Source organism: Tateyamaria sp., from assembly GCF_039945315.1.
In the GTDB taxonomy this organism is placed as follows: Bacteria; Pseudomonadota; Alphaproteobacteria; order Rhodobacterales; family Rhodobacteraceae; genus Tateyamaria.
Window position 1 is genome coordinate 1 of record NZ_JBDUXB010000064.1, and the last position, 23,593, is coordinate 23,593.

Sequence of the window (23,593 nt, forward strand, 5' to 3'; positions counted from 1 at the left end):
GACGTGTTCGAATACATCGAGATGTTCTACAACCCGACACGCAAGCACACCAACAACGGTATGCTGTCGCCGGTTAACTATGAAATCAAACAGAAGAAGATGAACGAGGCAGGCGTCTAGGAAACTAGGGGCACCTCAAACTTCGATGTTGCAAACTCGGAGATACCAAAGTAAGGCGCTTTGTTTCGGAGGATTTCCAGCAAGACGCTTATCCCTGTATAAGTTCCTTGCCATTCATAGCGTAGACTTTCTAAACGTAAGTCGGAATACGTGTGTTCACCTTTCAAGAAGTCCGCTTTGCTCACCGCAGACTTCCCTTCAGATTTTTGTAAGGCTTCATTCACGAAGTTAATCACATCACGCGGTCGGTGTAGTGTTCGATCAATTAAATAGTTCCACGTGGATATCCGGCTATCGACCCGTTGTTTGAATATATCATCGAAATGCACATTCTCAGAAGAGTATTTCCATTTGAAAAGGTGGTTTATCCTTTTTTCTGAAAGCTGCCACAATTGATCCTTTGACCATCGCATACGCACGATGTAGTCGTTATACTTCTCAAGTTGGGTCCTTGATGGCGGAGCTTCCCGCACCATTCGCTCATAGACATCGTTTCGCAAAGCAACGACAACCTTGAGATTTCTAAGTTTTTGGAGACCTTTGAGAGCTTCAAACAGTGACTGAATCAACTGGTACTTGATGGACTCGTCAACCCATGCTTCGTCCAACCTATCGATCAGAATGAAGTATTGGTCGCCTCTACCCTTTGTGTACTCGGAGAGGGCGGAGATCACATGGCCAAGTTCAGCTATGGTATTCCCGTCTACAAACTTTTTCGCCCTTTGTTTGAGTTGTATCTTTTTCTCAGCACTGAGTCCACGCGCATAACCTGCACGCGCCGTGAACTTGTCGACCTCAACACCCAGTGACGCGTTTACGTTACTCTCAAGGGCTTCTGTGATCTCAATGATATTCTCATCAACAGTATTCCAGAACCTGTGTTCATTATCGTCGATAAAATTTACGAGTTTCTCTCGGGTGCTTTCCCGTCTGACAAAGTCAACGATCTTTGTTTTTATGTACCGAAACTTGTCTTTCGTGTCGGCATGGGTGACCAGTTTGATGTACTCAATACAGATGACGTGCCGCCAAAGAGCTTGAAAGAAAATGCTAAGATCGACATCAATACTCTGTAGAAACTGCACTACGTCACTGTTGGCGATATGGCTCATCGCCATTTCATGTACCTCAAAAGACTGGCAGTTATCAGCATTCTTTTCGATCATGCGGAGCAGAGCGGTTTTTCCACTACCAGTACTTCCTAGTACGAAATTTGTGGGATTGTTGATGTCTGTAAGTTCAGACAATGCATGATGGTCGATGAAGCACTTGAACAAAAACTCATCGTCATTCTCCGCTCCATTTTGACCTATGTTAATGTTGGAAGAGAAAACAAGTTTGTTGGCCAATTGAAGTAATCCTTAAACGAAAAAACTGATGATAGCTTGGATCAGGTTGATGATGCCGTCAACCAATGCGTGTCCGAATGATGATTGTTCTGCCGAGCCGAAATGCTGGAACCGAATGTCTCCTTTGGGCTGGGAGCAGCCCGTAGACGGCTTTTGCGGGAATGGCGGCTCTGGGTCGAACCACTCAACATCCGACGGCCGCCAAGAGTACAGTAGCGAACCACCGACCCAGCCACCATTGGGGGAGGGTCTGCCGAAGCAATGGTTGGGGGTCTCGCACCGCGCCGGGGAGCTTCGAAAACAATAACTACAACGAAATGACTTTGGGGTATTTATATACCGTACGTATATTGTTAAAATGCCCCCTGCGCGCGCAACGCAAAAGGCCCGGCCTGCATGCAAATCATGGATGATCAAGACTTTCGAGCGGAATCCGTCCACAAAGCGGACCTTGTGCCGCACTGCAGCGCACGACCGCTCTGAGCCCATAGTGATTGATGCTGCGGAATGCATATATCGACAATAAGGGCGGGACGCAGGCATTTGCTGCGGTGGAAACGAACAGCCAGGTTGCAGAAAAAATCATCCTTTTGAAACACTTGCTCAAAGCCTACTTTTAAATTCTAGCAGACACTACATATATCGTGCCAGATTTCGGATCACGTCTACGGATCGGCTGATAGTTGTTTACCCAAACTTTCAAGTGTATAAATTCATCCCACTGATTAATCATTTTTGGTTGTTGCGCCGAGCATCTTGAGTTCTTGGCAAACTCAGAAACTCCGTGCACTAAAGTGCTTGCTTTTCTTTTGAAGGTTCACACATGCTGCCATTCAACACCATTCCGGACATGCCCGCCAAAAAACGAGTTCAGGCACTGGTCTCTTTGTATCGGAAAGGGCGCTTCAAAGAAGTAATTTCCCGCGGCACGCGGATGGTGAAGCAATCCCCTGACGCAGTGTTTGTATTGAATTTAGTTGGCTCCGCGCATGCGGGTCTATGTCACCCGGAAACGGCCGCAGCGCTGTTCAAGAAAGCGACGAAACTTGCCCCCAGTTATTCCAATGCCCATCACAATCTCGGTCTCGCCCACATGCAAATGCAAAACCCTGCCGAGGCAATCGTTAGCTTTAAAATCGCGATAAGCCTTGAGCCCAACAACATCGAATTCAACAACAGCTTGGGAACGGCTTTTGTCGCCAACAAAGAACCAGAAAAAGCTGTGGAAGTCTTTCACACAGCAGTTCAACGGAATCCAGAAAACTCTACTTTGCAAAAAAACCTGGGACAGGCGTATCTTGTTCTTGGCAAGCCCAAGGAAGCGCTTGCCCCATTCAGGGCTATTGCGAAAGCCAACCCAGATGATTTGGGCATGCTCATTTCGCTGGCGGAATTATTGACCAAACTCAATATGCCCTCGGATTCCATGGAATGCATCAAAGCAGCGGCGAGGATCGCACCAGAAAACCCCAATGTCTATCTCACGCTCGGTCGGTTCTGGGAAAAACAGGAAGACTTCGAGAAAGCGATTCAGGCTTATGATCGCGCTCTCACCTTTGACGAGGGCAACACCGAGGTAGAATCCACGAGGGCCTACGCATTGATCGCGCACGGAGAACCTAAGCGCGCTATCGAAGGTTATGAACGTATTTTGAACATTTGGCCTGATGACAACGAAGCACGACACTTTTTGTCAGCCTTAAAGGGTGAAATTACGGAAACTGCACCAAGCGAGTATGTTGCCGGATTGTTTGATAGCTATGCAGCGACGTTCGAAGCGAGTTTGGTTGAAACGCTGGAGTACCAAACCCCTCAGAAACTCGCGGCATTTCTGATCGCAAACAGCCCCATAGGACAACGGTTTTCAACAACGCTTGATCTTGGCTGCGGCACTGGGCTTTTTGGGCAGGCATTGGCCGGGATAACTGATCGGCTCGTTGGGGTTGATCTTTCCGAGAAGATGATCGCTGTAGCGCGTGGCAAAAACATTTACGAATCCCTTGAGGTAAGCGATCTGATCCCGGTCATAAAGGACACAGCAAATCAATTTGACCTATATGTGTCGGCAGATGTGTTGGTCTACGTAGGAAATTTGGAAAAACTCTTTTCCAATTTGAAAGCGAATGCTGCCAAAGGTGCAAAATTTTTGTTTTCAACAGAGCATCAGCAAGGGCGCGGTTACAGTTTACTGTCCAACGGACGGTATTCGCACTCTTTCTCCTATGTGCAGGACCTGTGTGAAAAGCATCAAATGACTCTTGTAAGCTTTGAAACGAGTGGCCTGCGCAAGGAGCTTGGAGAAATGCTCTTAGGTGGGCACTATCTTGTCTCTGTAAATTAGCAGAGATTTAATGTCGGAAAATAGAGAACTCTAAGTTGGGTAATGTCAGAGCACCGAAACTACTCTGACATTTAAAAAATAGGGAATTTGGATTACGATCGTTTTTTGCGCCGCCTAGTCAACGCTAATATCCCACCTAATCCGGCTGCCAAGAGCGGCAAACTTGCCGGTAGCGGCACGGCTGATGGAGGATCACAGTCCACCTCACATTGGCCAATATCCGTGACGCCATTTTTACCTGGCGACAAATGGAAATTGATATCGGTTTTTGCCATATCAATGAACGATTGTGAGGAGCCGAATTCTTCGAGTATTGTGGCCAAATCAAACTGGAATTCCCACGACGCTTTCGAGGGCCAACCGTTCGCCTCATGGTCTTCTAATTTCAGCGAGTTTGATCCATCACCCCAATAATCGCTTCCGAAGTTTCCGATTATGTAGTCCAAAGAAGTTCGAACTTCCGTGATGAGATTATCACCCGATTTAACCTCGTGGCCGACACCATCAACAAGCTTGTATTTAACTTCGATACCCTTGAACGTGACATTTTCGCTGCCCGTCGCTTTGCCAAAGGCAAGCTCGTTACTGCCTGAAGTGGTGGTTGTTGAAGTGCCACCTTTCTTTCCTTCTTTCGCAGACTTGGCCTCTTTTACCTTTTTATCTGCCTTTTTTACCTTTTTATCTGCTTTGACTGCTTTTTCTTTCTTGGCCTCTTTAGCTTTTTTCCCTCCGTCGACATAACCATCAGACGTACCAGAGCCCCAAGTGGTATCTTTTGCGCCAAGCGGAACTTCTACATACAGGAACAGACTGTCATTCGTCAGATTGTCATCTGCTTTCCCGTAAAGATCACCTTCGCCCCATGCCAATGTAGTTGTTCCAACCAGACCACCGCTTCCGTGGCTGTTCGCCCACGCAACGGTTTCTGAATTGTCGTAGCTGTCATCAGAGGTCAAAATTCCGTCCAGTCTTACGACAGCCGCCGCGGCAGGCATGCCAAGCGACAACAATGCGACCACCGATGTCGCCGTAAATACACGCGTCGACTTTTCGGAATGCCCTGAATTATTCAAGTAAAATGGTGTGTTCTTCATCGCTAACCCCCTACCGTTCCTACAAATGCACCAGATGCGGTGCAACCGACCGCAGCTGTAAAACATATTTTTTCATCTCGCCAAGGTCTTTTAAAAGAAAATGGCACATGTCAAATCTGCGCGATAAGTCTTTTGATACCTTTGCAAAGAAAATTGTACAAGAGAATTACGCCTAGGTGTTCAGTCCCGGCATCTGGTGGATCGGATTTAGGATGAATCGATCTGGCTCGGATGTCCAGATTTTACAGATGTATTCGTAAGGTGTGAGGCCGCTGAGTGTCTTGAGGCGGCGCGCGTAGTTGTAGGCATCGAGGAAGTCACTGAGATGCGTGCGGAGTTGATCATGGCTGTCGTAGTGATACCGTTTGACGCTAGCGTCTTTAATCGTACGGTTCATGCGCTCGACCTGCCCGTTCGTCCAAGGGTGGTTTGGCTTGGTCAGGCGATGCTCAATGCCATTTGCGTCGCAAATCATGTCAAACCGCATGGGCCGGGAATAGGGCGTGTTCCGGTTGCGTGGTTGCTCACAGAACTGGATGCCGTTGTCCGTAAGGATAGTGTGAATCTTGTACGGCACGGCTTCCAAGACTGCCTCCAGAAACTCCCATGCAGTTTTGCGGTTTGCTTTGTCCACAAGTTGCGCGACGGCGAACTTGCTGGTTCGGTCGATGGCGACAAAGAGATAGAGTTTACCTTCGTTCGTGCGCAACTCAGCGATATCGATGTGGAAATAGCTAATGGGATAACGTTTGAACTTTTGTCGTTTTGGTTTGTCGCCTTCCATATCTGGAAGTCGGGATATGCCATGCCGTTGCAAGCACCGGCGCAATGAAGAGCGCGTCAGATGTGGGATCGTTGGCAGAAGCGCATAGAAGCAATCATCCAATGGCAGTAATGTATGACGCCGGAAAACCACGACCATCGCTTCCTCATCTGCGCTCAGAACTGTGGAACTGGGTTCCGTCGGGCCAGTCTTGCGATCTTCCAGTGTCTCGCGCTCGCGCCATTTGGCTACTGTTTTGACATTGATGCCGAGTTCCCGGCTCAGCGCCACGTGCGTAGCTTGCGATCGCTGTATTGCTGCTCTGACTGCGTGCGTGGTCGTGGCGCAGCCGTGACGTATCTGTCCCATAGTGTTTCCTTCCATTCCAAAGATCAGATCGCACCATCAAACCGTGGGATCAAACACCAACGCGTTGTTGGTGAAAGATGGGTGGCAGACTTAAATCGTGGTATTCTCGACCATAGGACACATAGGTCATGAGTGATGTTGTCCAATTCCCAATCGCATACGAGCCGCCAGAGCCGCAACCAGAGGCACTGGAGCCGCTGACGATCCGCATACGCATCGACCCACCTGCAGCACCCCAAACGTCGCCTATGCGTCACGTTTGGGGGTTCGTTGCCGGGTTCGTGGTCGTGTCGGTCGTGCTGTCTGCCGTGATGGGTTAGCGTTACAGAATGGCCTACACCGTCCGACCGATCACCCTCAAAGAAGCCCGCCCGCTGATCGCAAAGCATCATTACAGCGGCGAATCGATGCCGCTGGTGCGGTTCTCGTTCGGTCTGTTTCTGGATGATGAGTTGTGCGGTGCTGTCACCTTCAGCCCGCCTGTTGATTACTTCGCAGCACAGTGGGCCGATCTCGAATTGAGTCGCCTTGCCCTGACCCATAACCGCCGAAACGAGGCATCGCGATTGGTGTCTGGCGCGGTCAGGCTATTGGGCGACGTGTGCCTTGTGAGTTATGCCGATCCGGCACAGAGGCACACTGGGACCGTGTACCGTGCGTCTGGATGGAATTATCATGGATTGTCTCGGCCCAGTACAAGGCGACGAGGTGAGACTTGGCATCGCACAGGCATGAAGCACAGGTACAGCCTTGGCTCGGCCTGCCCGTGGCCCGTCCTGCCGTTCGTGCCGCTAACCGAGGCCCAGACCCGCAAGGCGGTTGTGAACGCCTATGACAACCGACGTGCTGCCGCGACGGTCGCCGAGCGGTCGAAGGTTTACCGGGCGCGCAAGCTGGTTGATCTGAAGATACGCTGCGGCCATTGCAGCACCGCATTCAAGGCCAGCCGCCGCAGCACCCAGTATTGCTCCGCCAAGTGCAGGGTCGCTGCACATCGGGCCGCTTAATCAACTGTGCACGAATTGCACACAGAGACCCATAAGCCGTTGTTATTTATGGTGATTCGCCGCCATCCATCATGGGTGCGACCGAAAGCCGTGCGGCCTTCTCAATGTTAAACGTTGCTAGTCTGTCAGCCATCGAATGCCCGTTCAATATCGCCATTCACCGCAGGCGCGGCCGCTTTTCCCCTGTTTCGACCAAATCTTCAACACATGTTGGAAAAGACTGGCTAACGAACCCCCATTGGAAGGGTGACTACGGGTTTTTGCAAAAGGCATTCTGAGCGCCAGAATACGACACCGCCAAAAGCGTTAAACGCGGCTGAGTGCACGGATTTCTGGCACGCGACACCGGTCTGCGCCACCTATCCTTGCCCGATGCCGATGTCCGGCGCATCGGCGAGCCGCTCAAGAAGCCAGTCTCGAAACGCTTCGGCCCCAGGCACATCAGGAGTGATGCGCAGGAAATACCCCTCAGTGCTTTGCAGGCTTGCCATGTCAGCCCGCACCAACTGACCCGAAGACAGCGCATTTTGTGCCAGCAATGCGCTCACCAGCGCGACGCCGTTTCCTTGCGCGGCCATGTGCAACGCGGCCCCGTAAGAATCGACAAAAATTTCGGGTTGCAAGACAGGTCCGACCACCTCGCGCCACTTGCTCCATCCATCCGACGTGCCAACGGATTCGATCAGCGGCAAGTCCTCTAGCGAACCTTGCAAACCCGGGGCCTTGAGCGCGATCAAACCGCCCGGCTCCAGCATCACACCCGCGCGCCCAACCTGGCTGCGCGATCCAAAGGGAATTTCGACATCGGCCCGCACCGTATTGTAGTCATCCGGCCAGATAGTGCCGACAAAGCGCAAGCGCAGGTCAGGCATGCGAGCTTTAAACTCAGCCAAATGTGGTGCGATCACCCACTCCGCCAAGCTAACTGAACTGGCGATTGTCAGCAGGTTTTTGGACGGCCCCGCCTCGAAACCACGCGCTGCATCGGCCAGAGTTTCAAGTGCGCTGCCGACCTGCGGCAGCAACGTGCGCCCCTCATCCGTCAACGACAGTCCGCGCGCGCGGCGCAAAAACAGGGTCACACCTAGGCGCATTTCCAACGCTTTGACGTGCTGCGACACCGCCGATTGGGTCATGCCAAGCTCCTGCGCCGCGGCCGTGAAACTCAGCCGCCGCGCCGCTGCCTCAAAGGCGCGGAACCATGTCAGGGGAGGAAGGGATTTCGCCATACACAATGCAGCCATTAGCAGAGGTTATAGCTTGACCCGCGAATCCTGCGTTTGTCAAATCCATGGCTGCAAACGAATATTGGGCCAACCAAAGAAAGATACGCCCATGCAGCCCGAAATCAGAAAATTGGTCACCTATGACGAAAAGGTGTTGATCGAGGGCTTTCGCCCCGCAGACCGCCCATGGCGCATGTTTGCGCTGGCCGCCGTTGTCCGCAACCCGTGGGCCGGGCGTTATGTCGATGATCTGAAACCTGAAATTCAGGCCTACGGGCCAGTCTTGGGTGACATGATGACCGAACGCATGATCGCACTGGCTGGGTCAGGCGATGCGATCGAAGCCTATGGCAAAGCCGCAGTCGTGGGCCTGAACGGAGAGATTGAGCACGCCTCAGGCCTGATCCACACGCTGCGGTTTGGTAATCACTACCGCGAAGCCGTGGGCGCGAAATCCTATCTCGCTTTCACCAATACACGCGGCGGGGCAAACGCGCCGATCATGGTGCCCCTGATGGACAAGAACGATGCGGGGCGTCGATCGCATTATCTGACTATACAGTTTTCCATTCCCGACGCCCCGCGTGATGACGAGATTGTCGTGGTTCTTGGCGCGGCAACTGGCGGGCGGCCCCATCACCGTATTGGCGACCGGTATCAGGACCTCAAGGATTTGGGCCATGACCTGGACAACCCGGCAGCGGTCTGAGGTTGGCCCCCTCTGCGCGATTGTCGCAGGAGGCGGACCAACACTTGTTTTAATCCATGGCGTCGGCCTGCGAGCCGAGGCATGGGGCGCGCAGCTTGACGCTCTGTCCAAAGATTTTCGAGTGGTTGCCATCGACATGCCCGGACATGGGGACAGTGCCGCCTTGCCCGCGGAGCCAAGCCTGTCGGACTATACACAAGCCGTTGCCACATGCCTTGAGGAACCTTGCGTGGTCGTAGGGCACTCCTTTGGGGCAATGATCGCCCTTGATCTGGCGATCACATATCCCGAGCAGGTCATGGGCATCGCAGCTCTCAACGCAATTTTCCGGCGCAACCCGTCAGCGCGTGATGCGGTGATCGCGCGGGCCGCGAGCCTTGATGGATCCTCCGTCGCTGATCCGACTGCCCCGCTCGACCGATGGTTTGGCGGCATCCCAAGCCCGGAACGAGCCGCCTGTGCGGACTGGCTGAGCTGCGTCGACCCGGCGGGATACAAGGCCGCATACACAGTCTTCGCTCATTCTAACGGTCCGACCGATGCCGGGTTAAAGGCCATCAACTGCCCGGCCCTTTTCATGACCGGCGGACAAGAGCCAAACTCAACCCCCGCAATGTCGCGCGCAATGGCCGGATTGGTCCCCAATGGGCAGTGTGCCGTGATCGACGATGCCGCGCATATGATGCCGATGACACATGCCGCCGACGTCACGGTGCGGATCGCCTCCTTTGCGAAGGAGAGTGTGTAATGAGCGCCCCTGACCCACGCGTTCTGCGCGACGCTTTTGGCGCCTATATGACGGGCGTAACAGTTGTCACCGCACGGCGTGCGGATGGGGTGGCCGTGGGGTTTACCGCCAATTCGTTCACCTCTGTCTCACTTGATCCGCCGCTACTGCTGGTGTGTCCGGGAAAGTTCCTGTCGAGCTACGAGACCTTTGCCAGTTGCACCCATTTCGCCGTCAGCGTGCTGGCCGAGGGGCAAAAAGACATTGCAACCGTCTTTGCCAGTTCCAAGGCTGATCGCTTTGAACAGGTGCAATGCGGTGATGACGTACATGGCGTTCCAGTGGTCAGGGGCGCCATTGCGCAGTTTTCCTGCACCCTGCACCACCGGGTTGAGGCTGGCGATCACTGTGTCCTGTTTGGAAAGGTTGAGGCCTTTGAACACGAGAGCGCGGCGGGTCTTGGCTATGTCTCGGGTCGGTTTTTCAGCCTTGGCACCGAACGGGCCAATCTTGATCATGTCGACGGGCTGACGATTGCAGGCGCAATAGTTCAGGATGGCGAGACGGTGCTGCTGCAACGCACAAAGCGAGGTCTTGTACCACTATCTTGCACACATTCGGATCGCGGCGCGTTGCTGGGCCACTTGCGCGACACGTTGGCGGCGATGGGCATATCAGCAACGCTGGGGCACGCCTATTCCGTGTTTGACGAGACCGGTGGACGCACACATCACAGCTATTTCCTTGCTGAGGGTCATCAGGTGAAACCGCACGAGGACGTACTGGCTGTGCCTATCGATGATTTGCCCGCACAGACGTTTGCCAGCCCCGCCTTGAAAACCATGATGCTGCGCTTTGCGAACGAGGCACACAGCCGCAATTTTGGCCTCTATTTTGGCGACACCGAACGCGGTGCCGTCCATGCCCCCACTGACAGGATGTAAGCAATGGAATTTTCCCTTTTTGCCCATATGGAACGGTTGACCACCGGTCAGGATCACAAGGATCTACGTCAGGAGTTGATCAGTCTTGCGCAAATGGCAGACGATGGAGGTATGCGTGCGGTCTGGACAGGCGAGCATCACGGGATGGAGTTCACCATAACACCCAACCCGTTCCTGAGCCTTGTGGATCTGGCCAACCACACCAAGAATGTGCGTCTTGGGACGGGCACCATTGTAGCGCCGTTCTGGCATCCCATCAAACTGGCGGGCGAAGCGGCAGCGGCGGACTTGATCACCGATGGACGGATTGAACTAGGAATTGCGCGCGGAGCGTATTCCTATGAATATGAACGACTTATGCCCCAAATGGACGCATGGGAAGCTGGACAGCGCATGCGTGAAACGACACCGCTACTGCGCCAACTTTGGGCCGGCGACTGTGCCCACGAAGGGGAATTCTATACCTTCCCTCAGACCACAACCGCCCCCAAGCCTGTGCAGGAAGATGGCCCGCCGATCTGGATCGCGGCGCGTGATCCCAACAGCCACAGCTTTGGTGTTGAAAACGGGTTCAACATTCAGGTGACCCCGTTGTGGCAGGGCATCGAAGAGATCGAAAGCTTGATGGGCAAATTCAATGACGCGTGCGCTGCCTATTCCGGCCCACGGCCCAAAATCATGCTGTTGCACCACACATATGTCGGTTCGGACGGAGATGATGTGAGCCTTGCCGCTCAGCAACTGTCCCGTTTTTACTGCTATTTCGGGGCGTGGTTTCAGAACAAAAAGCCTGTGAGCCAAGGCCTGATCGAAGCCTTGTCCGAGGAAGAGTTGGCAGCCAACAAAATGATGTCGCCTGAGAATATGCACCGCGATCTGACCATCGGCACGGCGCAAGAGGTGATTGACCAGGTCAAGCGCTATGAGGACCTTGGCTATGATGAATACTCATTCTGGATCGATAGCGGCATGGACTTTGAACGCAAACGCGCGTCCCTTGCCCGCTTTATCGATGACGTAATGCCCGCCTTTGCTTGAGGATCTGAAATGACTGACCTGCCCCACTACCAACTGTTTATTGATGGCGCGTTCTGTGAAGGCAGCGCAGGTCAGGTTATGGCCACGCAGAACCCCGCCACGGGGCAAGACTGGGCGACCTTTGCCTGTGCCTCTGCATTAGATGTTGACCGTGCCGTTGCGTCCGCCACCCGCGTGCTGGACGATCCCGCCTGGCGGGACATGACCCAGACCGCACGAGGCAAGTTGCTTTATCGATTGGCAGATCTGATCGAGCAGAACGCGCAAGACCTCGGAGCAATCGAGACAACGGACAGTGGAAAACTGCTGGCCGAAACGTCATCGCAAACTGCGTATGTCGGAGATTACTACCGCTACTATGCGGGACTGGCCGACAAGATCGAAGGTGCGGTGCTGCCCATCGACAAACCGGACATGCATGTTTTCACTCGCCGCGAGCCCATTGGCGTTGTCGTGGCCATCGTGCCTTGGAACGCGCAGATGTTCCTGACGGCGACCAAGCTCGGGCCTGCGCTCGCGGCAGGCTGTGCTGTCGTGCTGAAGGCGTCAGAGGTGGCTCCCGCCCCAATGCTGGAATTCGCCCGTCTGATCGAGGCGGCAGGCTTTCCGCCGGGCGTGGTGTCAGTGATCACTGGAGATGCAAAGAACTGTGCGATCCCACTGACCCGGCATCGGGACGTAGACCGCATCGCATTCACTGGCGGTCCTGACACAGCGCGCCATGTGGTGCGAAACTCGGCCGAGAATTTTGCAGTGACTTCGCTGGAGCTGGGGGGCAAATCCCCGATCGTTGTGTTTGAAGATGCCGACCTGGACGGGGCCGCGAATGGGCTGATCGCAGGTAATTTCGGCGCATCCGGACAAAGCTGCGTCGCCGGATCGCGCGGGCTGGTGCATCGCCCCATCCTCGAAGACCTGATCGCCCGCATCAAAGAAAAGGCCAAAGGCATTGTCGTCGGCGACCCGTTGGAAAAGGCCACACATGTCGGCCCACTTTGTACACATGCTCAGGTCGCGCGGATCGAAGACACACTGGGCACCGCAACAGCCCAAGGCGCAACAATCCATATGGGCGGCGCCCCGCTGGATCGCGCAGGCAACTACATGGCCCCTACCCTCGTGGAGTGCGCAGGCCCGGACACAGAAACCCTGCATGTTGAAATGTTTGGGCCCGTGATGTCCTTGATCCCCTTCGACTCCGAAGAAGAGGCCATCGCACTCGCCAACGACACCCCGTTTGGCCTGGGGTCGGGCGTGTTCACGCAGAACCTTGCACGAGCGCATCGGGTGTCGGCGCGGCTGAATGCAGGGATTTGCTGGGTGAACACCTACCGCGCCATATCGCCTATCGCACCATTTGGGGGGTACAACCAGTCGGGCTATGGGCGCGAGGCGGGGCTGGATGCGATCCATGACTACACCCGCACAAAAACCACGTGGATCAACACGTCTGATAGCCCAATGGCGAACCCGTTTGTAATGCGCTGAGCACTTGCCGCTTTCGCTGGATCAAGATTTTTCTTGCGCCTAAAATTTTTTGTATACTTTATGTATGCAATCCTTGAGGGCTGCCATGACACGATTCTCAAAAGACGACTGCCTTGCTGATATGCGGCGCCGGATCCTGTCCACGGATCTGCAACCGGGCCATGATCTGGACGAAGTTGGGCTGGCCGAACGCTACGGCATGTCCCGCACACCACTGCGCGAAGTGCTGCAACGGCTTCAAGGCGAAGGATACGTGGTGATGTCGCAAAACCGCGGAGCCAAGGTGGCGTCCATGGACATCGCCGTGTTGCGCACGTTCTTTCAGACCGCACCCATGGTCTATGCCAACATCGCGCGACTGGCCTGCGAGAACCGAACCAGTGCGCAACTTGACGCGCTCAAGGTCGCGCAGGTTGATTTCACAAAAGCAACAAAGGGCGGCAAACCAGACGACGCAGCCCTCGCCAATCACAAATTTCACGCCATCATCGGGCACATGGCGCATAATGCGTATCTGGTAGCCGCACTGGATCGACTGCTGATCGATCACACAAGACTCAGCCAGACGTTCTACCGCCCTGCCTCCCCATCTGAAACGATGCTCGTTCTCAAGGCCGTGGAACAACACGATGCCATGATCGCCGCCATCGAAGCGGGCGAAGGTGCGCTCGCCATCGACCTTACCATCCAACACTGGGACCTCAGCCGCGACCGGATGGAGCGTTTCGTACGCCCCAATCCACTGCCCGTGGATGTGATCCCCCACAAGGACCGCGAAAATGCAGTTTGAAGGCATCTACACCCCGCTGGTGACCCCCTATCACGACGATTTCACGCTGAATGAGGCAGCACTGGCGCAAACCGTCGATCTGCTGATCGACGCTGGTGTCGCCGGGATCGTCGTGGCCGGGTCCACGGGCGAGTACTACGCGCAAACCGCCGAAGAGCGGCTGGAGATGATGACCCGGGCCGCAGGCCTGATTGCAGGCCGGGTGCCGATGATCGTTGGCACTGGCGCGATCCGCACCGAAGATTCCGTAATGTTCGCCAAGGCCGCCAAAGCCGCAGGGGCCGACGCTCTGCTGGTCGCCACGCCCCCTTACGCCTACCCCACAGGACGCGAAATTGCGTTGCACGCGCTGGCAATTGACCGAGCGGCGAACCTGCCTGTGATGCTCTACAACTACCCTGGCCGGATGTCCGTGGACATGGATGAGGAAACATTGGACCGGGTTGGCCGCTCTCCCAACTTTTGCGCCATCAAGGAAAGCTCGGGCGACATCAACCGCCTGCACATGCTGGCGCGCGACTATCCCAACATCGCGCTGTCCTGCGGGATGGACGACCAAGCGCTTGAGTTTTTTGCATGGGGCGCGCGCAGCTGGGTTTGTGCGGGGTCCAACTTTGCGCCCGAGGCCCACATCGCGCTTTATCAGGCCTGCGCCATCGAAGGCGATTTCACCAAGGGCCGCGCGATCATGTCCGCGATGCTGCCCCTGATGCGGGTTCTCGAACAGGGCGGCAAGTTTGTGCAGTGCATCAAATACGGCCTGACACTTCGCGGGATTGATGCAGGACCGCCGCGCAAACCCCTGCAACCGCTGAACAAAGACGACAAACGCACACTGGCCGAAGTGATCGCCACCATGAACACCGCCATCGCGCACATTACGGGGGACGCCCAATGACCGACCTTTTAACCCACGCCGAATATGTCGCTTTGGCCGATGCATTGGACCCGCCCCGCACTCCATTTATCGATGGAAAGTACCAACGCGGCCACGGCCCGATGATGGCCACCGTGAACCCCGCAACCGGTGAGGAGATTGCGCAGATTTCGACGGCCAATGCCGAAGACGTCGATCTGGCGGTAACCAAGGCCCGCGAGGCGTTTGATCAGGGTCACTGGTCCAAACTGGACCCGGAGGCGCGCAAGGACGTGCTAATCCGCCTGTGCAAGCTGATGACGCGGAACCGCCGCGAATTGGCAGTGATGGAAAGCGTGGAGTCCGGCAAACCGATCCTCGATTGCGAGACAGTCGACCTGCCCGAAACGCTGCACTGCATCAAATGGCACGCCGAGGCGATCGACAAGATCTATGACCAGACGGCCCCAACAGGCGACGGCGCAATGGCGATGATCCTGCGTGAACCAGTTGGCGTTGTGGCCGCCGTTTTACCATGGAACTTCCCTCTCATGATGCTGGCGTGGAAGATTGGACCCGCCCTTGCAGCAGGTTGTTCTGTAATTGTGAAACCCGCCGAACAAACGAGCCTAACCGCCCTGCGCGTTGCAGAACTGGCCCATGAGGCAGGCGTGCCGCGTGGAGTGCTTCAGGTTCTGCCAGGCGACGGACCGTCTTTGGGCGAGCCTTTGGGGCGGCATATGGACGTGGACATGGTTAGCTTTACCGGCTCGACCGACACGGGCCGCCGATTCCTGCACTATGCCGCTGACAGCAATCTGAAAAAGGTGGTTCTGGAATGCGGCGGCAAGAACCCTGCGGTGGTGTTTGATGATGCAGAAAACCTCGATCACGTGGCCGAGCATGTCGTAAACGCGGCGTTCTGGAATGCCGGGCAAAACTGTTCCGCCACGTCCCGGTTGATTGTGCACACAGCAGTCAAACCTGCGCTGATGGAACGGATCGAAGCGCGTTTGCGCGACTGGAAGGTGGGCGATCCTCTGAACCCAGTCCACCACATCGGTGCGCTGATCGATGCAGGCCACTGTGCCAAGGTACGAAGCTACCTCGATGACAAAGGCGATGGTCCCTATGTCGCCCCCGCCATTTTTGAGGTGAGCAAGGACGATCCCAAGGCCCGCGAAGAAATCTTTGGCCCTGTTCTTTCGGTCATCGAAGTGGCCAACAACGATGAGGCAGTAGCGGTTGCCAACGACACAGCCTATGGGCTTGCGGCATCCGTGTTTTCCGCCAACGGACGCAACGCGATCCGTGCCGCGCGTGACATCCGCGCGGGCACCGTCACGGTCAACTGCTACGGCGAAGGCAACATCGCCACACCATTTGGCGGCTACAAGCAATCCGGATTTGGCGGGCGCGACAACGGCGTACACGCGCATGACCAGTACACCGAGATCAAGACCATCTGGATCGACCTGACCGACCCACGCGACGGGGACAACGTGGCATGAGCCGCATCGGGTTTATTGGCACCGGCCACATTGCGGCGCCCATGGTGCGTTTTCTGGCCGAGCGAGGGCATGAGGTCTGTGTCTCAGAGTGCAACGGGGACACAGCACAGGCCCTCAGGCGGTCTCATTCTGTTGACGTCGCGACCAATCAGGAGGTCCTGGATCGCAGCGACATCGTGTTTTTGTGCCTGCGCCCGCATGTCGCCCAAGACGTGATCGCCGCCTTGTCTTTCCGGGCAGATCATCAACTGGTTTCCGTCATGGCCGGGCTTTCGCTGGCCACTTTGGCCGAGATGTGCGCGCCTGCGTGCGAGATCACCATGACCATTCCTCTGGGCTATCTGGAACAGGGCGGCTGCTCCCTGCCCGCATGCCCGGATGCGGCGATCCTGACCGCCTTGTTCGCGCCGGAAAATCCGGTGATCCCCGTGCCGGACGAGGCGGCGTTCAACATGCATTTTGCGGTGTGCGCCATGGCGCCGGGCCTGCTGGACCTTATGGACACGGGCGGTCGATGGCTGGCCGAGCAAACAGGGGACGCCGACAATGCCATGCGCTACACGAGCAAATTGGTGACGGGGTTCCTTGCCGCCCTGCCGGACGGAGATGCCGGACAACTGGGCCAGGAGCGCGACGCACTGGCCACCGAAGGCACGATTAGCCTGCAAATGACCCAAGGGCTAAGAGACGGCGGCGCGCATTCAACTTTGCGCGACACCCTATCGGCCATTGGTGATCGCCTTGGAGGCGCGACATGAGCGTAGATGCTGTGGGAACAGTCCGCCGCGGACGCGGCGCGCGCAAAGCCACGCGGCAAACCCGCGACATCACGATGCTGCCCGCATTGAAACGCAAGCTGCCTTTGACCGAGCCGATGAGCCCGGAACAAGTGGAAAAGATCGATGCGGCATCGATGGACATCCTCGAAAACGTCGGGGTCGTGTTTCGCGACCCCATTGCGCTTGAGGACTGGACGCGCTCAGGCGCGAAGGTAGTGGGCGAAACCGTCTATCTGGACCGCGCAATGGTGCGTGAATTGATCGCGACCATCCCCGAAACTTTCACCTATCACGCCCGCAATCCGGCCAATAACCTGCCCTTTGGCGCGGATCACAGCATCTTTGTGCCCATGACCGGCGCCCCATATCTGCGCGATCTGGACGACGTGCGGCGCAACCCAACGCTCGATGATCTGGCAAACTTCCACAAACTCAGCCACATGCTGCCTGCGATGCACTCGTCCGCACATCACATCGTGGAACCCTACGATCACCCGATCAGCCAGCGGCATCTGCGCATCACTTATTCCTCCATTAAGCACTCGGACAAGACGTTCATGGGCATGACGACCTCGCCCAAGAATGCTGAGGACGTGTTGGACATGGCCGCGATCCTGTTCGGAGAAAAGTTCCTTGAAACGCAACCTGTGGTGACGGGCAATTGCAACGGCAACTCGCCGCTGGTCTGGGACGAAACCATGCTAGGCGCGATGCGCGCGTTTTGTCGGCGCAATCAACCGGTGCTATGCTCTCCATTTGTGCTGGGCGGGGCAAATACGCCGGCCTCTACCCCGGCCACGGTTGCGCAACTCAATGCCGAAGCGCTGAGTGCGCTGGCCTACTCACAGGTCATTCGCAAAGGGTGTCCCGCGATCTACGGTCACTACCTGTCGACAGTATCGATGAAGTCAGGCGCGCCGATGGCTGGCACGCCAGAAATCAGCCTAATGAACTTTATGATCGGGCAGATGGCGCGGCATTACGGGGTGCCGTGGCGCACCTCGAACACGCTGGGCGGGGCCAAGACGTTTGATGCCCAAGCCGGTTACGAATCCGCAATGACGCTCAATGCGGTCATGATGGCGGGTGCGAACTATATCTGGCACTCGGCGGGCTGGAACGAGGCGGGCATGCACTGTTCGACTGCCAAGTTCATCGTGGACGCAGAGATGTGCGCTATGGCCTATCGTATGGCACAAGGGATCAACTGGGACGATTTTGACGACGCCATCGCGGCCGTGCCCGATGTTGGTCCCGGCGGTCATTATCTGGGGCATCCCCACACGCTTGAGCACTTTCAAAAAGCCTTCTTCATGCCTGAAATGTTTGACAATAACTCAATCGAGCAATGGCAGGCAGAAGGCGCGATCGAGATCACCGAACGCGCCCTGATACAAGCACGCGCGATGCTGAACGAGTATGAAGAACCCAAGCTGGACGAAGGTGTGAATGAAGCGTTGCTGGATTACATTGCGCGACGCGAGCGTGAGATTCCGGCCGCAGATGCCCTTAATCAGGAGCATTGAGCGTGGTGCATTCAGTCGAACCCGCAGACGCCAGTATCGCACCAGAACTTTTGGCTGATTTGCTATGGAACACCGATCCAAAACTAAACGCGTTCATGTTTCGCACGCGCGATGTCTTGCTAAACATTTTGCGCGCCGAATGGCCGGCGACACGCGGTCTTCTCAGCCATAGACAAGCCTTCACTGTCATGGATGGGGCGTCCGTCATAGGCCTGCTCGTTGGACATAAATGGGATGAGTATGGGCCGAACTTTGAGGCTGCACGGGATCTACAAACACAGAACCTTGCGAAAGCAGATGCGGCATACCTGAACGACGCGCTGGAGTGGATGGATCGTCTGTTCCCAGTCCCGCGCACGGGCGCATATTACATTCTGGAACTGTCAACGGCAGCATCTGCGCAAGGGCAAGGTATTGCATCAAACCTGCTGAAAACGGCCGAAGAGCGCGCACGTGGTTCAGGCTGCACGCAAATCTCTCTGGATGTGTCAGCGGACAATGCGGCGGTCGATTTTTATCGTCACAAAGGTTTCGAAGTGGAGATCGAGACGCGCATACCTCATTTGGACAGAGCCCATGGAATCGGCCTGCATCTGCATATGTCACTTCCTCTGGATGTGAACCCATGAGGGTACGCCGCCTACCCCGCGACCCCGGCCCAGCGGCGTGGAACCGACTGCTGGAAGACCCAGCACCTGCAAACCGCCTGGAAGCGTCGATCACAGCCGACTGGCTGGTGATTGGCGCAGGTTATGCCGGATTGGCCGCCGCGCACCGACTGTCCAAAGAGGCGCCCGGTGCGCGCATTGTCGTGTTGGATGCGGTGCGGGTGGGCGATGGGCCAGCGGGGCGCAACTCGGGCTTTATGATCGATCTTCCCCATGATCTGACCTCGGACGACTATGGCGGGGCACTGGAAGGCGACATCGCTCAAACTAAGGACAACCGGCAAGGCATCGCGCATGCCGCTGCCATGGTCGAAGAATACGGGCTGAGCGCCGAAGCTTTCACGCTTTCGGGCAAGATCAATGGAGCGGCCACTGCCAAAGGGGCCGCGCACAATACGGATTTTGCCAAGCATCTGAGCGCAATGGACGAGCCGTTTGAATTGCTGGACAGCCAACAGATGCAGGACATCACCGGCACACAGTTCTACCAAAGTGGTTTGTTCACGCCCGGCTCGGCCATAATCCAACCCGCCATGTTCGTTCGCGGTGTGGCGGCGGGCCTTGCCTCAAATCGGGTGACAATCCATGAAAACAGCCCCGTCATTGCGCTCGAACGCAAAGGCGACTGGGTGGCCCGCACCCCCAAGGGCCAAGTCATTGCACCTCGCGCGATCATGGCCGTGAACGGGCATCTCAACAGCTTTGGCTACATGCAGGGGCGGTTGATGCATGTGTTTACCTATGCCTCTATGACCCGCGCGTTGAGCGAGGATGAGATCGCACGGCTGGGTGGCCGCCGAATTTGGGGTCTTACCCCTGCCGACCCCATGGGCACCACGGTGCGCCGCATTTCTGGCACGGGTGGGGACAGGATCGTGATACGCAACCGGTTCACCTTTGACCCCAAGATGGAGGTCGATGCGCGGCGTATTGCGGGGGTGGCACGCGACCATGACCGCGCCTTCGCGGCCCGTTTTCCCCAGTTAAATGGGATCGAGATGGAACATCGCTGGGGCGGGCGATTGTGCTTAAGCCGCAATGGCGTGCAAGTGATCGGTGAACTGGACGTTGGGCTTTATTCGGCCTGCTGCCAGAACGGACTGGGCACGGCGAAGGGCACGCTTGCCGGTGGGTTAGCGGCTGATCTGTCGTTGGGCATCACCTCTCCCGCGCTCGAAAGAGCACTCGCAGTCAACGCGCCGTCGCGCCTGCCCCCCGCTCCGATTGCACAAATTGGTGCCAATATGCACATCCGACTGGCGGAAATGCGGGCTGGGAAGGAATTGTGATCGAGTTTACTCCTTAGGGGTGATACGCCTGAAAGTACCCCAATGCCCATCGATACATCCAAAGAAGAAGATCAAAGCAATGCCGCCGACCGGCGCGCGCGAGGCGAATTTGTGCGCGGTGTCAGTGGCTTTCGCGATGTAATCGGGCAAAGTGACGCCTATCCGGCGGAACCCGGCCGTTATCACCTGCACGCGGCGCTGAATTGTCCGTGGTGCCACCGCGTGACGCTGGCGCGCAATGTTCTGGGGCTGCAAGACAGCATCACTTTGGACGTCGCCTTTCCCAACCGGACTGGCGAAGATGATCCGGCAGGCCCCAACCTGTGGGAGTTTGCGCCTGACCGTCTGGCCAGCGCGACCGGAGCGCCGTTGCCCGAATGCACGGTTGAAACAGCCACGGGGCATGCACGGAGGTTGGTGCAAGAAATCTATGCCGCCGAAGGGTCGGAAGAACGCTCGGTTCCGGTGCTCTACGACAAGAAGACACAGACAATCGTTTCCAATGAGAGCGCAGAAATTGTGCGGATGTTGGGGGCTCAAGCGCGTGGGCTTGGCAGCACTCTCAGTGATGACAGCCTGCCTGCGTTGTATCCATTGGGGCCCGCGCATGAAGACCTGCGCAGCGACATTGATGCCCTGAATGCGGCGATCTATGTCGCCATTAACAACGGGTCTTACAAGGCGGGTTTCTCAGGCAAACAGGATGTCTACGATTCCGCCTTTGACGCCTACTTCGAGATGCTGTTGCAATTGGAAAACCGATTAAAGGACGGGCGGTCATTCTTGACAGGCGAGACATTTACTGAAGCTGATTTACGCCTGTTTCCAACGCTCTATCGTCATGACCCGATCTATTACATCAGGATGAAACTGAACGGGGCGCGCATCCTAGATTACCCCAACCTGTGGCGTTGGCTGTGCCGGGTTTACGCGTTGCCCGGCGTGGCAGAAAGCGGATCGCTTCTTCACTGCAAACAGGGGTATTTTGGACGGTCGTGGAACAACGTGGTGCCCAAGGGACCGATCCATCCGGTGCCGTACCCGCACGCCTATCTGCACCCGGAACTGGCAGACCGATAGACGCCTATTGCTGCGGAAAGACCTCGACCGGGCTGGTGGATGCTGTTCGGTGGGTCTCTGGTGTCAGCCCGGAAATCTCCAGCACCAGTTTGCGCCGCACGGTTTCCGCGAAGCTTGTGCGCCCTTCGGCAGTGACCATGAATGCGCCCGGTCCACCGATGATCCGGTTTGCGTATTCTTCTTCCAGATTGACCCCTGCCCGCCTGCCATCCTCAGGGCGCAGGATCGGCAGAGCATTGATTGTGATCCCTGCGGCAAGCACCTCTGCGCGGGCTTGCGCGATGCCGGGGCCGGATGAGTTGCGGATGCTGTCGCCGGAAAAATCGATCACGGCGCGCGGGGCAAAGATGTCATTCTGCTCGATCAGCCGTTTGGCGTCCAAAAGCGCACCACCAATGGCGTTGCTGCCATAGGCCTGACGTGGTGGACCGATGAGTGCTGTGGCAAACAGCTCGGCCGTCTCTGGCCCGTCCACAATCATCCATGGCACCACGACAGCGGTGTTGCTGGCCCATTCCACATACGTGACCGCGACGTTTCCGTAGATCGATCCTTGAATGGCCGCGATTACAGCCGGGTCGGTCATGGCCAGCGCATAGCCCTGGCGTTGGAACACCAGTTCTTCGGGGTCGATCGATCCGGAGGCGTCAGCAAGCAGCACTAATTCCAACCCCGCTTCGCGCTGGGTTTGCGCAAGCAGTGGGGAGGAAAACAGCAGGAACAGCAACAACAGACGGGTCAGCATGACCCCAAGTCTGAGACCAATCCCGCGACGAGGCAAGGATTTCGACCGCCCGATGGGCACGCGAGGCCGTCGCGGATCAATTCGCAGGCACGGGGCTACGACCGGTCTTGCCGCGCAACAGGCAATATTGCGCCCTCGATCAGCGCCTTGAGATCACCAAAATACCCTCCGCTGCGTGCAGGGCGCGTTGGGTCAGAGGTGATGGCAACGGTCAGCCCCAGATCGGGCGCGATGCAGATGATCTGACCACCATACCCGCGGGCAAGTGCGTAATTCGTGCCGCCCGAGCGCGCGAGAAACCATCCATAACCGTAGTCCATACCCGAAAAGGGTGAGCGTGTGGCAGGGCGCAAGGACTGCGCCGTCCACGCTGGGCTCAGTACTTGGGCACCATCCCACATCCCACCCTGACGATACATCTCGCCAAAACGTACCATTGCCGGCAAGCTGAGTGCCATTTCGTTCCCTCCAAGGTAGCGCCCTTGCGGATCACGCGTCCATGCGGGGATTTCGATGCCCAAAGGGCTCCCCAGTCGCTGGCTGGCAAGGCTAAGCAGACTGTCGCCCGACACTTCAGACAGTACGGCACCAAGCACATGAAAGGACCCGGTCGAATAGAGCATGCGCGCGCCCGGTTCAGCAACAAAAGGACGCGACAGAGCATTGGCCACCCAATTGGCACTGCTGACCCAGCCGCCATAGTTTGCGCCAGACGTCCGTTCCAGCCCAGCTTGCATGGTGATGAGGTTTTCGACGGTGATGGCTCCGACCCGGGGATCAGTGCCCCGAGGGATCAGATCAGGAGCCAGATCAGCCAACGTGGATTGCAACGACGGGATTTCGCCACGATCGAGCGCCGCTCCCGTTAGGGCAGCGACAATGGTTTTGGACACGGACTTAATCGGCACAAGACGACCGATCGCTGGCCCGCGAAATCGCTCTGAGGCAACGGCAACCCCGTTGTGGTAAACGGCAATGGAGTGACATTGTTCCATTGCGCCGGCCTTCGCTACAACGGATTCCCACGACAGTTCTTGCGCGATCGCGCGAGTCGCGCAAAGGGCCGCCGTGCTAGCGATCAAGTGACGGCGAGTGAAGTCCGGCAAGGGATGTCTCCAATCAGTTCCTGCAGAACATAAGGGACGCACAACGACACGCCAGTCACAATGGCGCG

At 56.5% G+C, this 23,593-nt stretch carries 23 protein-coding genes; 17 read left to right on the forward strand and 6 right to left on the reverse strand.

Annotation, left to right across the window (positions count from 1 at the left end; genetic code table 11):
• On the forward strand, window positions 1-120 hold a 120-nt coding region (locus ABJD00_RS22030), incomplete at its 5' end, for an IS3 family transposase (RefSeq protein WP_413828751.1).
• On the opposite strand, the gene ABJD00_RS22035 is transcribed toward ABJD00_RS22030, so the two are convergent.
• A complete protein-coding gene (locus ABJD00_RS22035) occupies window positions 117-1,469 on the reverse strand; it encodes a P-loop ATPase, Sll1717 family (RefSeq protein ID WP_413828628.1) in 1,353 nt (450 codons plus the stop codon). The two genes, ABJD00_RS22030 and ABJD00_RS22035, sit on opposite strands and share 4 nt — an antisense overlap.
• A gap of 823 nt (window positions 1,470-2,292) precedes the next feature.
• Between ABJD00_RS22035 and ABJD00_RS22040 the strand changes: the two genes are divergently transcribed.
• On the forward strand, window positions 2,293-3,810 hold the full coding sequence (locus tag ABJD00_RS22040) for a tetratricopeptide repeat protein (RefSeq protein WP_413828630.1): 1,518 nt from the start codon (window positions 2,293-2,295) through the stop codon (window positions 3,808-3,810).
• Window positions 3,811-3,902: 92 nt separating this feature from the next.
• Here ABJD00_RS22040 and ABJD00_RS22045 read toward each other — a convergent pair whose 3' ends face one another.
• Entirely contained in the window at window positions 3,903-4,904 is a 1,002-nt protein-coding gene (locus tag ABJD00_RS22045) for a VPLPA-CTERM sorting domain-containing protein (protein WP_413828632.1), read from the reverse strand.
• Between the two features lie 172 nt (window positions 4,905-5,076).
• On the reverse strand, window positions 5,077-6,036 hold the full coding sequence (locus ABJD00_RS22050; protein ID WP_413828634.1) for an IS481 family transposase: 960 nt from the start codon (window positions 6,034-6,036) through the stop codon (window positions 5,077-5,079).
• Between the two features lie 128 nt (window positions 6,037-6,164).
• Between ABJD00_RS22050 and ABJD00_RS22055 the strand changes: the two genes are divergently transcribed.
• Both ABJD00_RS22055 and ABJD00_RS22060 read left to right on the forward strand, forming a co-directional pair.
• Window positions 6,165-6,356, forward strand: a complete 192-nt coding sequence (locus ABJD00_RS22055; RefSeq protein ID WP_413828636.1) for a hypothetical protein — start codon at window positions 6,165-6,167, stop codon at window positions 6,354-6,356.
• A 9-nt stretch (window positions 6,357-6,365) separates the two neighbouring features.
• On the forward strand, window positions 6,366-7,043 hold the full coding sequence (locus ABJD00_RS22060; RefSeq protein ID WP_413828638.1) for a hypothetical protein: 678 nt from the start codon (window positions 6,366-6,368) through the stop codon (window positions 7,041-7,043).
• Window positions 7,044-7,402: 359 nt separating this feature from the next.
• Here ABJD00_RS22060 and ABJD00_RS22065 read toward each other — a convergent pair whose 3' ends face one another.
• A complete protein-coding gene (locus ABJD00_RS22065) occupies window positions 7,403-8,272 on the reverse strand; it encodes a LysR family transcriptional regulator (protein WP_413828640.1) in 870 nt (289 codons plus the stop codon).
• 106 nt (window positions 8,273-8,378) lie between these two features.
• Between ABJD00_RS22065 and ABJD00_RS22070 the strand changes: the two genes are divergently transcribed.
• From ABJD00_RS22070 to ABJD00_RS22130, 13 genes are all read left to right on the forward strand, one after another.
• Window positions 8,379-8,978 (forward strand): amino acid synthesis family protein, encoded by a 600-nt coding sequence (locus ABJD00_RS22070; protein ID WP_413828642.1) that lies wholly within the window; start codon window positions 8,379-8,381, stop codon window positions 8,976-8,978.
• On the forward strand, window positions 8,950-9,726 hold the full coding sequence (locus ABJD00_RS22075) for an alpha/beta fold hydrolase (RefSeq protein WP_413828644.1): 777 nt from the start codon (window positions 8,950-8,952) through the stop codon (window positions 9,724-9,726). The genes ABJD00_RS22070 and ABJD00_RS22075 overlap by 29 nt, the downstream gene beginning before the upstream one ends.
• Window positions 9,726-10,649, forward strand: a complete 924-nt coding sequence (locus ABJD00_RS22080; protein WP_413828646.1) for a flavin reductase family protein — start codon at window positions 9,726-9,728, stop codon at window positions 10,647-10,649. The genes ABJD00_RS22075 and ABJD00_RS22080 overlap by 1 nt, the downstream gene beginning before the upstream one ends.
• A 3-nt stretch (window positions 10,650-10,652) precedes the next feature.
• Window positions 10,653-11,687: an LLM class flavin-dependent oxidoreductase gene (locus ABJD00_RS22085; protein ID WP_413828648.1), complete on the forward strand. Its 1,035-nt coding sequence runs from the start codon at window positions 10,653-10,655 to the stop codon at window positions 11,685-11,687.
• A gap of 9 nt (window positions 11,688-11,696) precedes the next feature.
• A complete protein-coding gene (locus ABJD00_RS22090) occupies window positions 11,697-13,175 on the forward strand; it encodes an aldehyde dehydrogenase (RefSeq protein ID WP_413828650.1) in 1,479 nt (492 codons plus the stop codon).
• A gap of 85 nt (window positions 13,176-13,260) precedes the next feature.
• Window positions 13,261-13,965 (forward strand): GntR family transcriptional regulator, encoded by a 705-nt coding sequence (locus tag ABJD00_RS22095; RefSeq protein ID WP_413828652.1) that lies wholly within the window; start codon window positions 13,261-13,263, stop codon window positions 13,963-13,965.
• A complete protein-coding gene (locus ABJD00_RS22100) occupies window positions 13,955-14,863 on the forward strand; it encodes a dihydrodipicolinate synthase family protein (protein ID WP_413828654.1) in 909 nt (302 codons plus the stop codon). Before ABJD00_RS22095 ends, ABJD00_RS22100 begins: the two co-directional genes overlap by 11 nt.
• A complete protein-coding gene (locus tag ABJD00_RS22105) occupies window positions 14,860-16,332 on the forward strand; it encodes an aldehyde dehydrogenase (RefSeq protein WP_413828656.1) in 1,473 nt (490 codons plus the stop codon). Before ABJD00_RS22100 ends, ABJD00_RS22105 begins: the two co-directional genes overlap by 4 nt.
• Window positions 16,329-17,090, forward strand: a complete 762-nt coding sequence (locus ABJD00_RS22110; protein ID WP_413828658.1) for an NAD(P)-binding domain-containing protein — start codon at window positions 16,329-16,331, stop codon at window positions 17,088-17,090. Before ABJD00_RS22105 ends, ABJD00_RS22110 begins: the two co-directional genes overlap by 4 nt.
• On the forward strand, window positions 17,087-18,637 hold the full coding sequence (locus ABJD00_RS22115; protein WP_413828660.1) for a trimethylamine methyltransferase family protein: 1,551 nt from the start codon (window positions 17,087-17,089) through the stop codon (window positions 18,635-18,637). The genes ABJD00_RS22110 and ABJD00_RS22115 overlap by 4 nt, the downstream gene beginning before the upstream one ends.
• Window positions 18,638-18,639: 2 nt before the next feature.
• The gene (locus tag ABJD00_RS22120; protein WP_413828662.1) at window positions 18,640-19,266 is read left to right on the forward strand and encodes a GNAT family N-acetyltransferase; all 627 of its coding nucleotides are present in this window, start codon (window positions 18,640-18,642) and stop codon (window positions 19,264-19,266) included.
• Window positions 19,263-20,594, forward strand: a complete 1,332-nt coding sequence (locus tag ABJD00_RS22125) for an NAD(P)/FAD-dependent oxidoreductase (protein ID WP_413828664.1) — start codon at window positions 19,263-19,265, stop codon at window positions 20,592-20,594. Before ABJD00_RS22120 ends, ABJD00_RS22125 begins: the two co-directional genes overlap by 4 nt.
• A gap of 42 nt (window positions 20,595-20,636) precedes the next feature.
• Window positions 20,637-21,674: a glutathione S-transferase C-terminal domain-containing protein gene (locus ABJD00_RS22130; protein ID WP_413828665.1), complete on the forward strand. Its 1,038-nt coding sequence runs from the start codon at window positions 20,637-20,639 to the stop codon at window positions 21,672-21,674.
• A 4-nt stretch (window positions 21,675-21,678) separates the two neighbouring features.
• Here the strand turns inward: ABJD00_RS22130 and ABJD00_RS22135 are convergent, their stop codons facing one another.
• Together ABJD00_RS22135 and ABJD00_RS22140 are read right to left on the reverse strand one after the other, a co-directional pair.
• Window positions 21,679-22,419 (reverse strand): DUF1194 domain-containing protein, encoded by a 741-nt coding sequence (locus ABJD00_RS22135; protein WP_413828667.1) that lies wholly within the window; start codon window positions 22,417-22,419, stop codon window positions 21,679-21,681.
• Between the two features lie 95 nt (window positions 22,420-22,514).
• Window positions 22,515-23,414 (reverse strand): serine hydrolase domain-containing protein, encoded by a 900-nt coding sequence (locus tag ABJD00_RS22140; RefSeq protein ID WP_413828669.1) that lies wholly within the window; start codon window positions 23,412-23,414, stop codon window positions 22,515-22,517.
• Window positions 23,415-23,593: the final 179 nt, after the last annotated feature.

What these genes read in the sequence shown, in the direction of transcription:
- ABJD00_RS22095 (WP_413828652.1), top strand. Translation starts at nt 13,261, where the DNA reads ATGACACGATTCTCAAAAGACGACTGCCTTGCTGATATGCGGCGCCGG.
- ABJD00_RS22045 (WP_413828632.1), bottom strand. Translation starts at nt 4,904, where the DNA reads ATGAAGAACACACCATTTTACTTGAATAATTCAGGGCATTCCGAAAAG.
- ABJD00_RS22110 (WP_413828658.1), top strand. Translation starts at nt 16,329, where the DNA reads ATGAGCCGCATCGGGTTTATTGGCACCGGCCACATTGCGGCGCCCATG.
- ABJD00_RS22105 (WP_413828656.1), top strand. Translation starts at nt 14,860, where the DNA reads ATGACCGACCTTTTAACCCACGCCGAATATGTCGCTTTGGCCGATGCA.
- ABJD00_RS22040 (WP_413828630.1), top strand. Translation starts at nt 2,293, where the DNA reads ATGCTGCCATTCAACACCATTCCGGACATGCCCGCCAAAAAACGAGTT.
- ABJD00_RS22125 (WP_413828664.1), top strand. Translation starts at nt 19,263, where the DNA reads ATGAGGGTACGCCGCCTACCCCGCGACCCCGGCCCAGCGGCGTGGAAC.
- ABJD00_RS22055 (WP_413828636.1), top strand. Translation starts at nt 6,165, where the DNA reads ATGAGTGATGTTGTCCAATTCCCAATCGCATACGAGCCGCCAGAGCCG.
- ABJD00_RS22085 (WP_413828648.1), top strand. Translation starts at nt 10,653, where the DNA reads ATGGAATTTTCCCTTTTTGCCCATATGGAACGGTTGACCACCGGTCAG.
- ABJD00_RS22130 (WP_413828665.1), top strand. Translation starts at nt 20,637, where the DNA reads ATGCCCATCGATACATCCAAAGAAGAAGATCAAAGCAATGCCGCCGAC.
- ABJD00_RS22135 (WP_413828667.1), bottom strand. Translation starts at nt 22,419, where the DNA reads ATGCTGACCCGTCTGTTGTTGCTGTTCCTGCTGTTTTCCTCCCCACTG.
- ABJD00_RS22070 (WP_413828642.1), top strand. Translation starts at nt 8,379, where the DNA reads ATGCAGCCCGAAATCAGAAAATTGGTCACCTATGACGAAAAGGTGTTG.
- ABJD00_RS22060 (WP_413828638.1), top strand. Translation starts at nt 6,366, where the DNA reads ATGGCCTACACCGTCCGACCGATCACCCTCAAAGAAGCCCGCCCGCTG.
- ABJD00_RS22090 (WP_413828650.1), top strand. Translation starts at nt 11,697, where the DNA reads ATGACTGACCTGCCCCACTACCAACTGTTTATTGATGGCGCGTTCTGT.
- ABJD00_RS22115 (WP_413828660.1), top strand. Translation starts at nt 17,087, where the DNA reads ATGAGCGTAGATGCTGTGGGAACAGTCCGCCGCGGACGCGGCGCGCGC.
- ABJD00_RS22080 (WP_413828646.1), top strand. Translation starts at nt 9,726, where the DNA reads ATGAGCGCCCCTGACCCACGCGTTCTGCGCGACGCTTTTGGCGCCTAT.
- ABJD00_RS22065 (WP_413828640.1), bottom strand. Translation starts at nt 8,272, where the DNA reads ATGGCGAAATCCCTTCCTCCCCTGACATGGTTCCGCGCCTTTGAGGCA.
- ABJD00_RS22100 (WP_413828654.1), top strand. Translation starts at nt 13,955, where the DNA reads ATGCAGTTTGAAGGCATCTACACCCCGCTGGTGACCCCCTATCACGAC.
- ABJD00_RS22050 (WP_413828634.1), bottom strand. Translation starts at nt 6,036, where the DNA reads ATGGGACAGATACGTCACGGCTGCGCCACGACCACGCACGCAGTCAGA.
- ABJD00_RS22075 (WP_413828644.1), top strand. Translation starts at nt 8,950, where the DNA reads ATGACCTGGACAACCCGGCAGCGGTCTGAGGTTGGCCCCCTCTGCGCG.
- ABJD00_RS22140 (WP_413828669.1), bottom strand. Translation starts at nt 23,414, where the DNA reads ATGGAACAATGTCACTCCATTGCCGTTTACCACAACGGGGTTGCCGTT.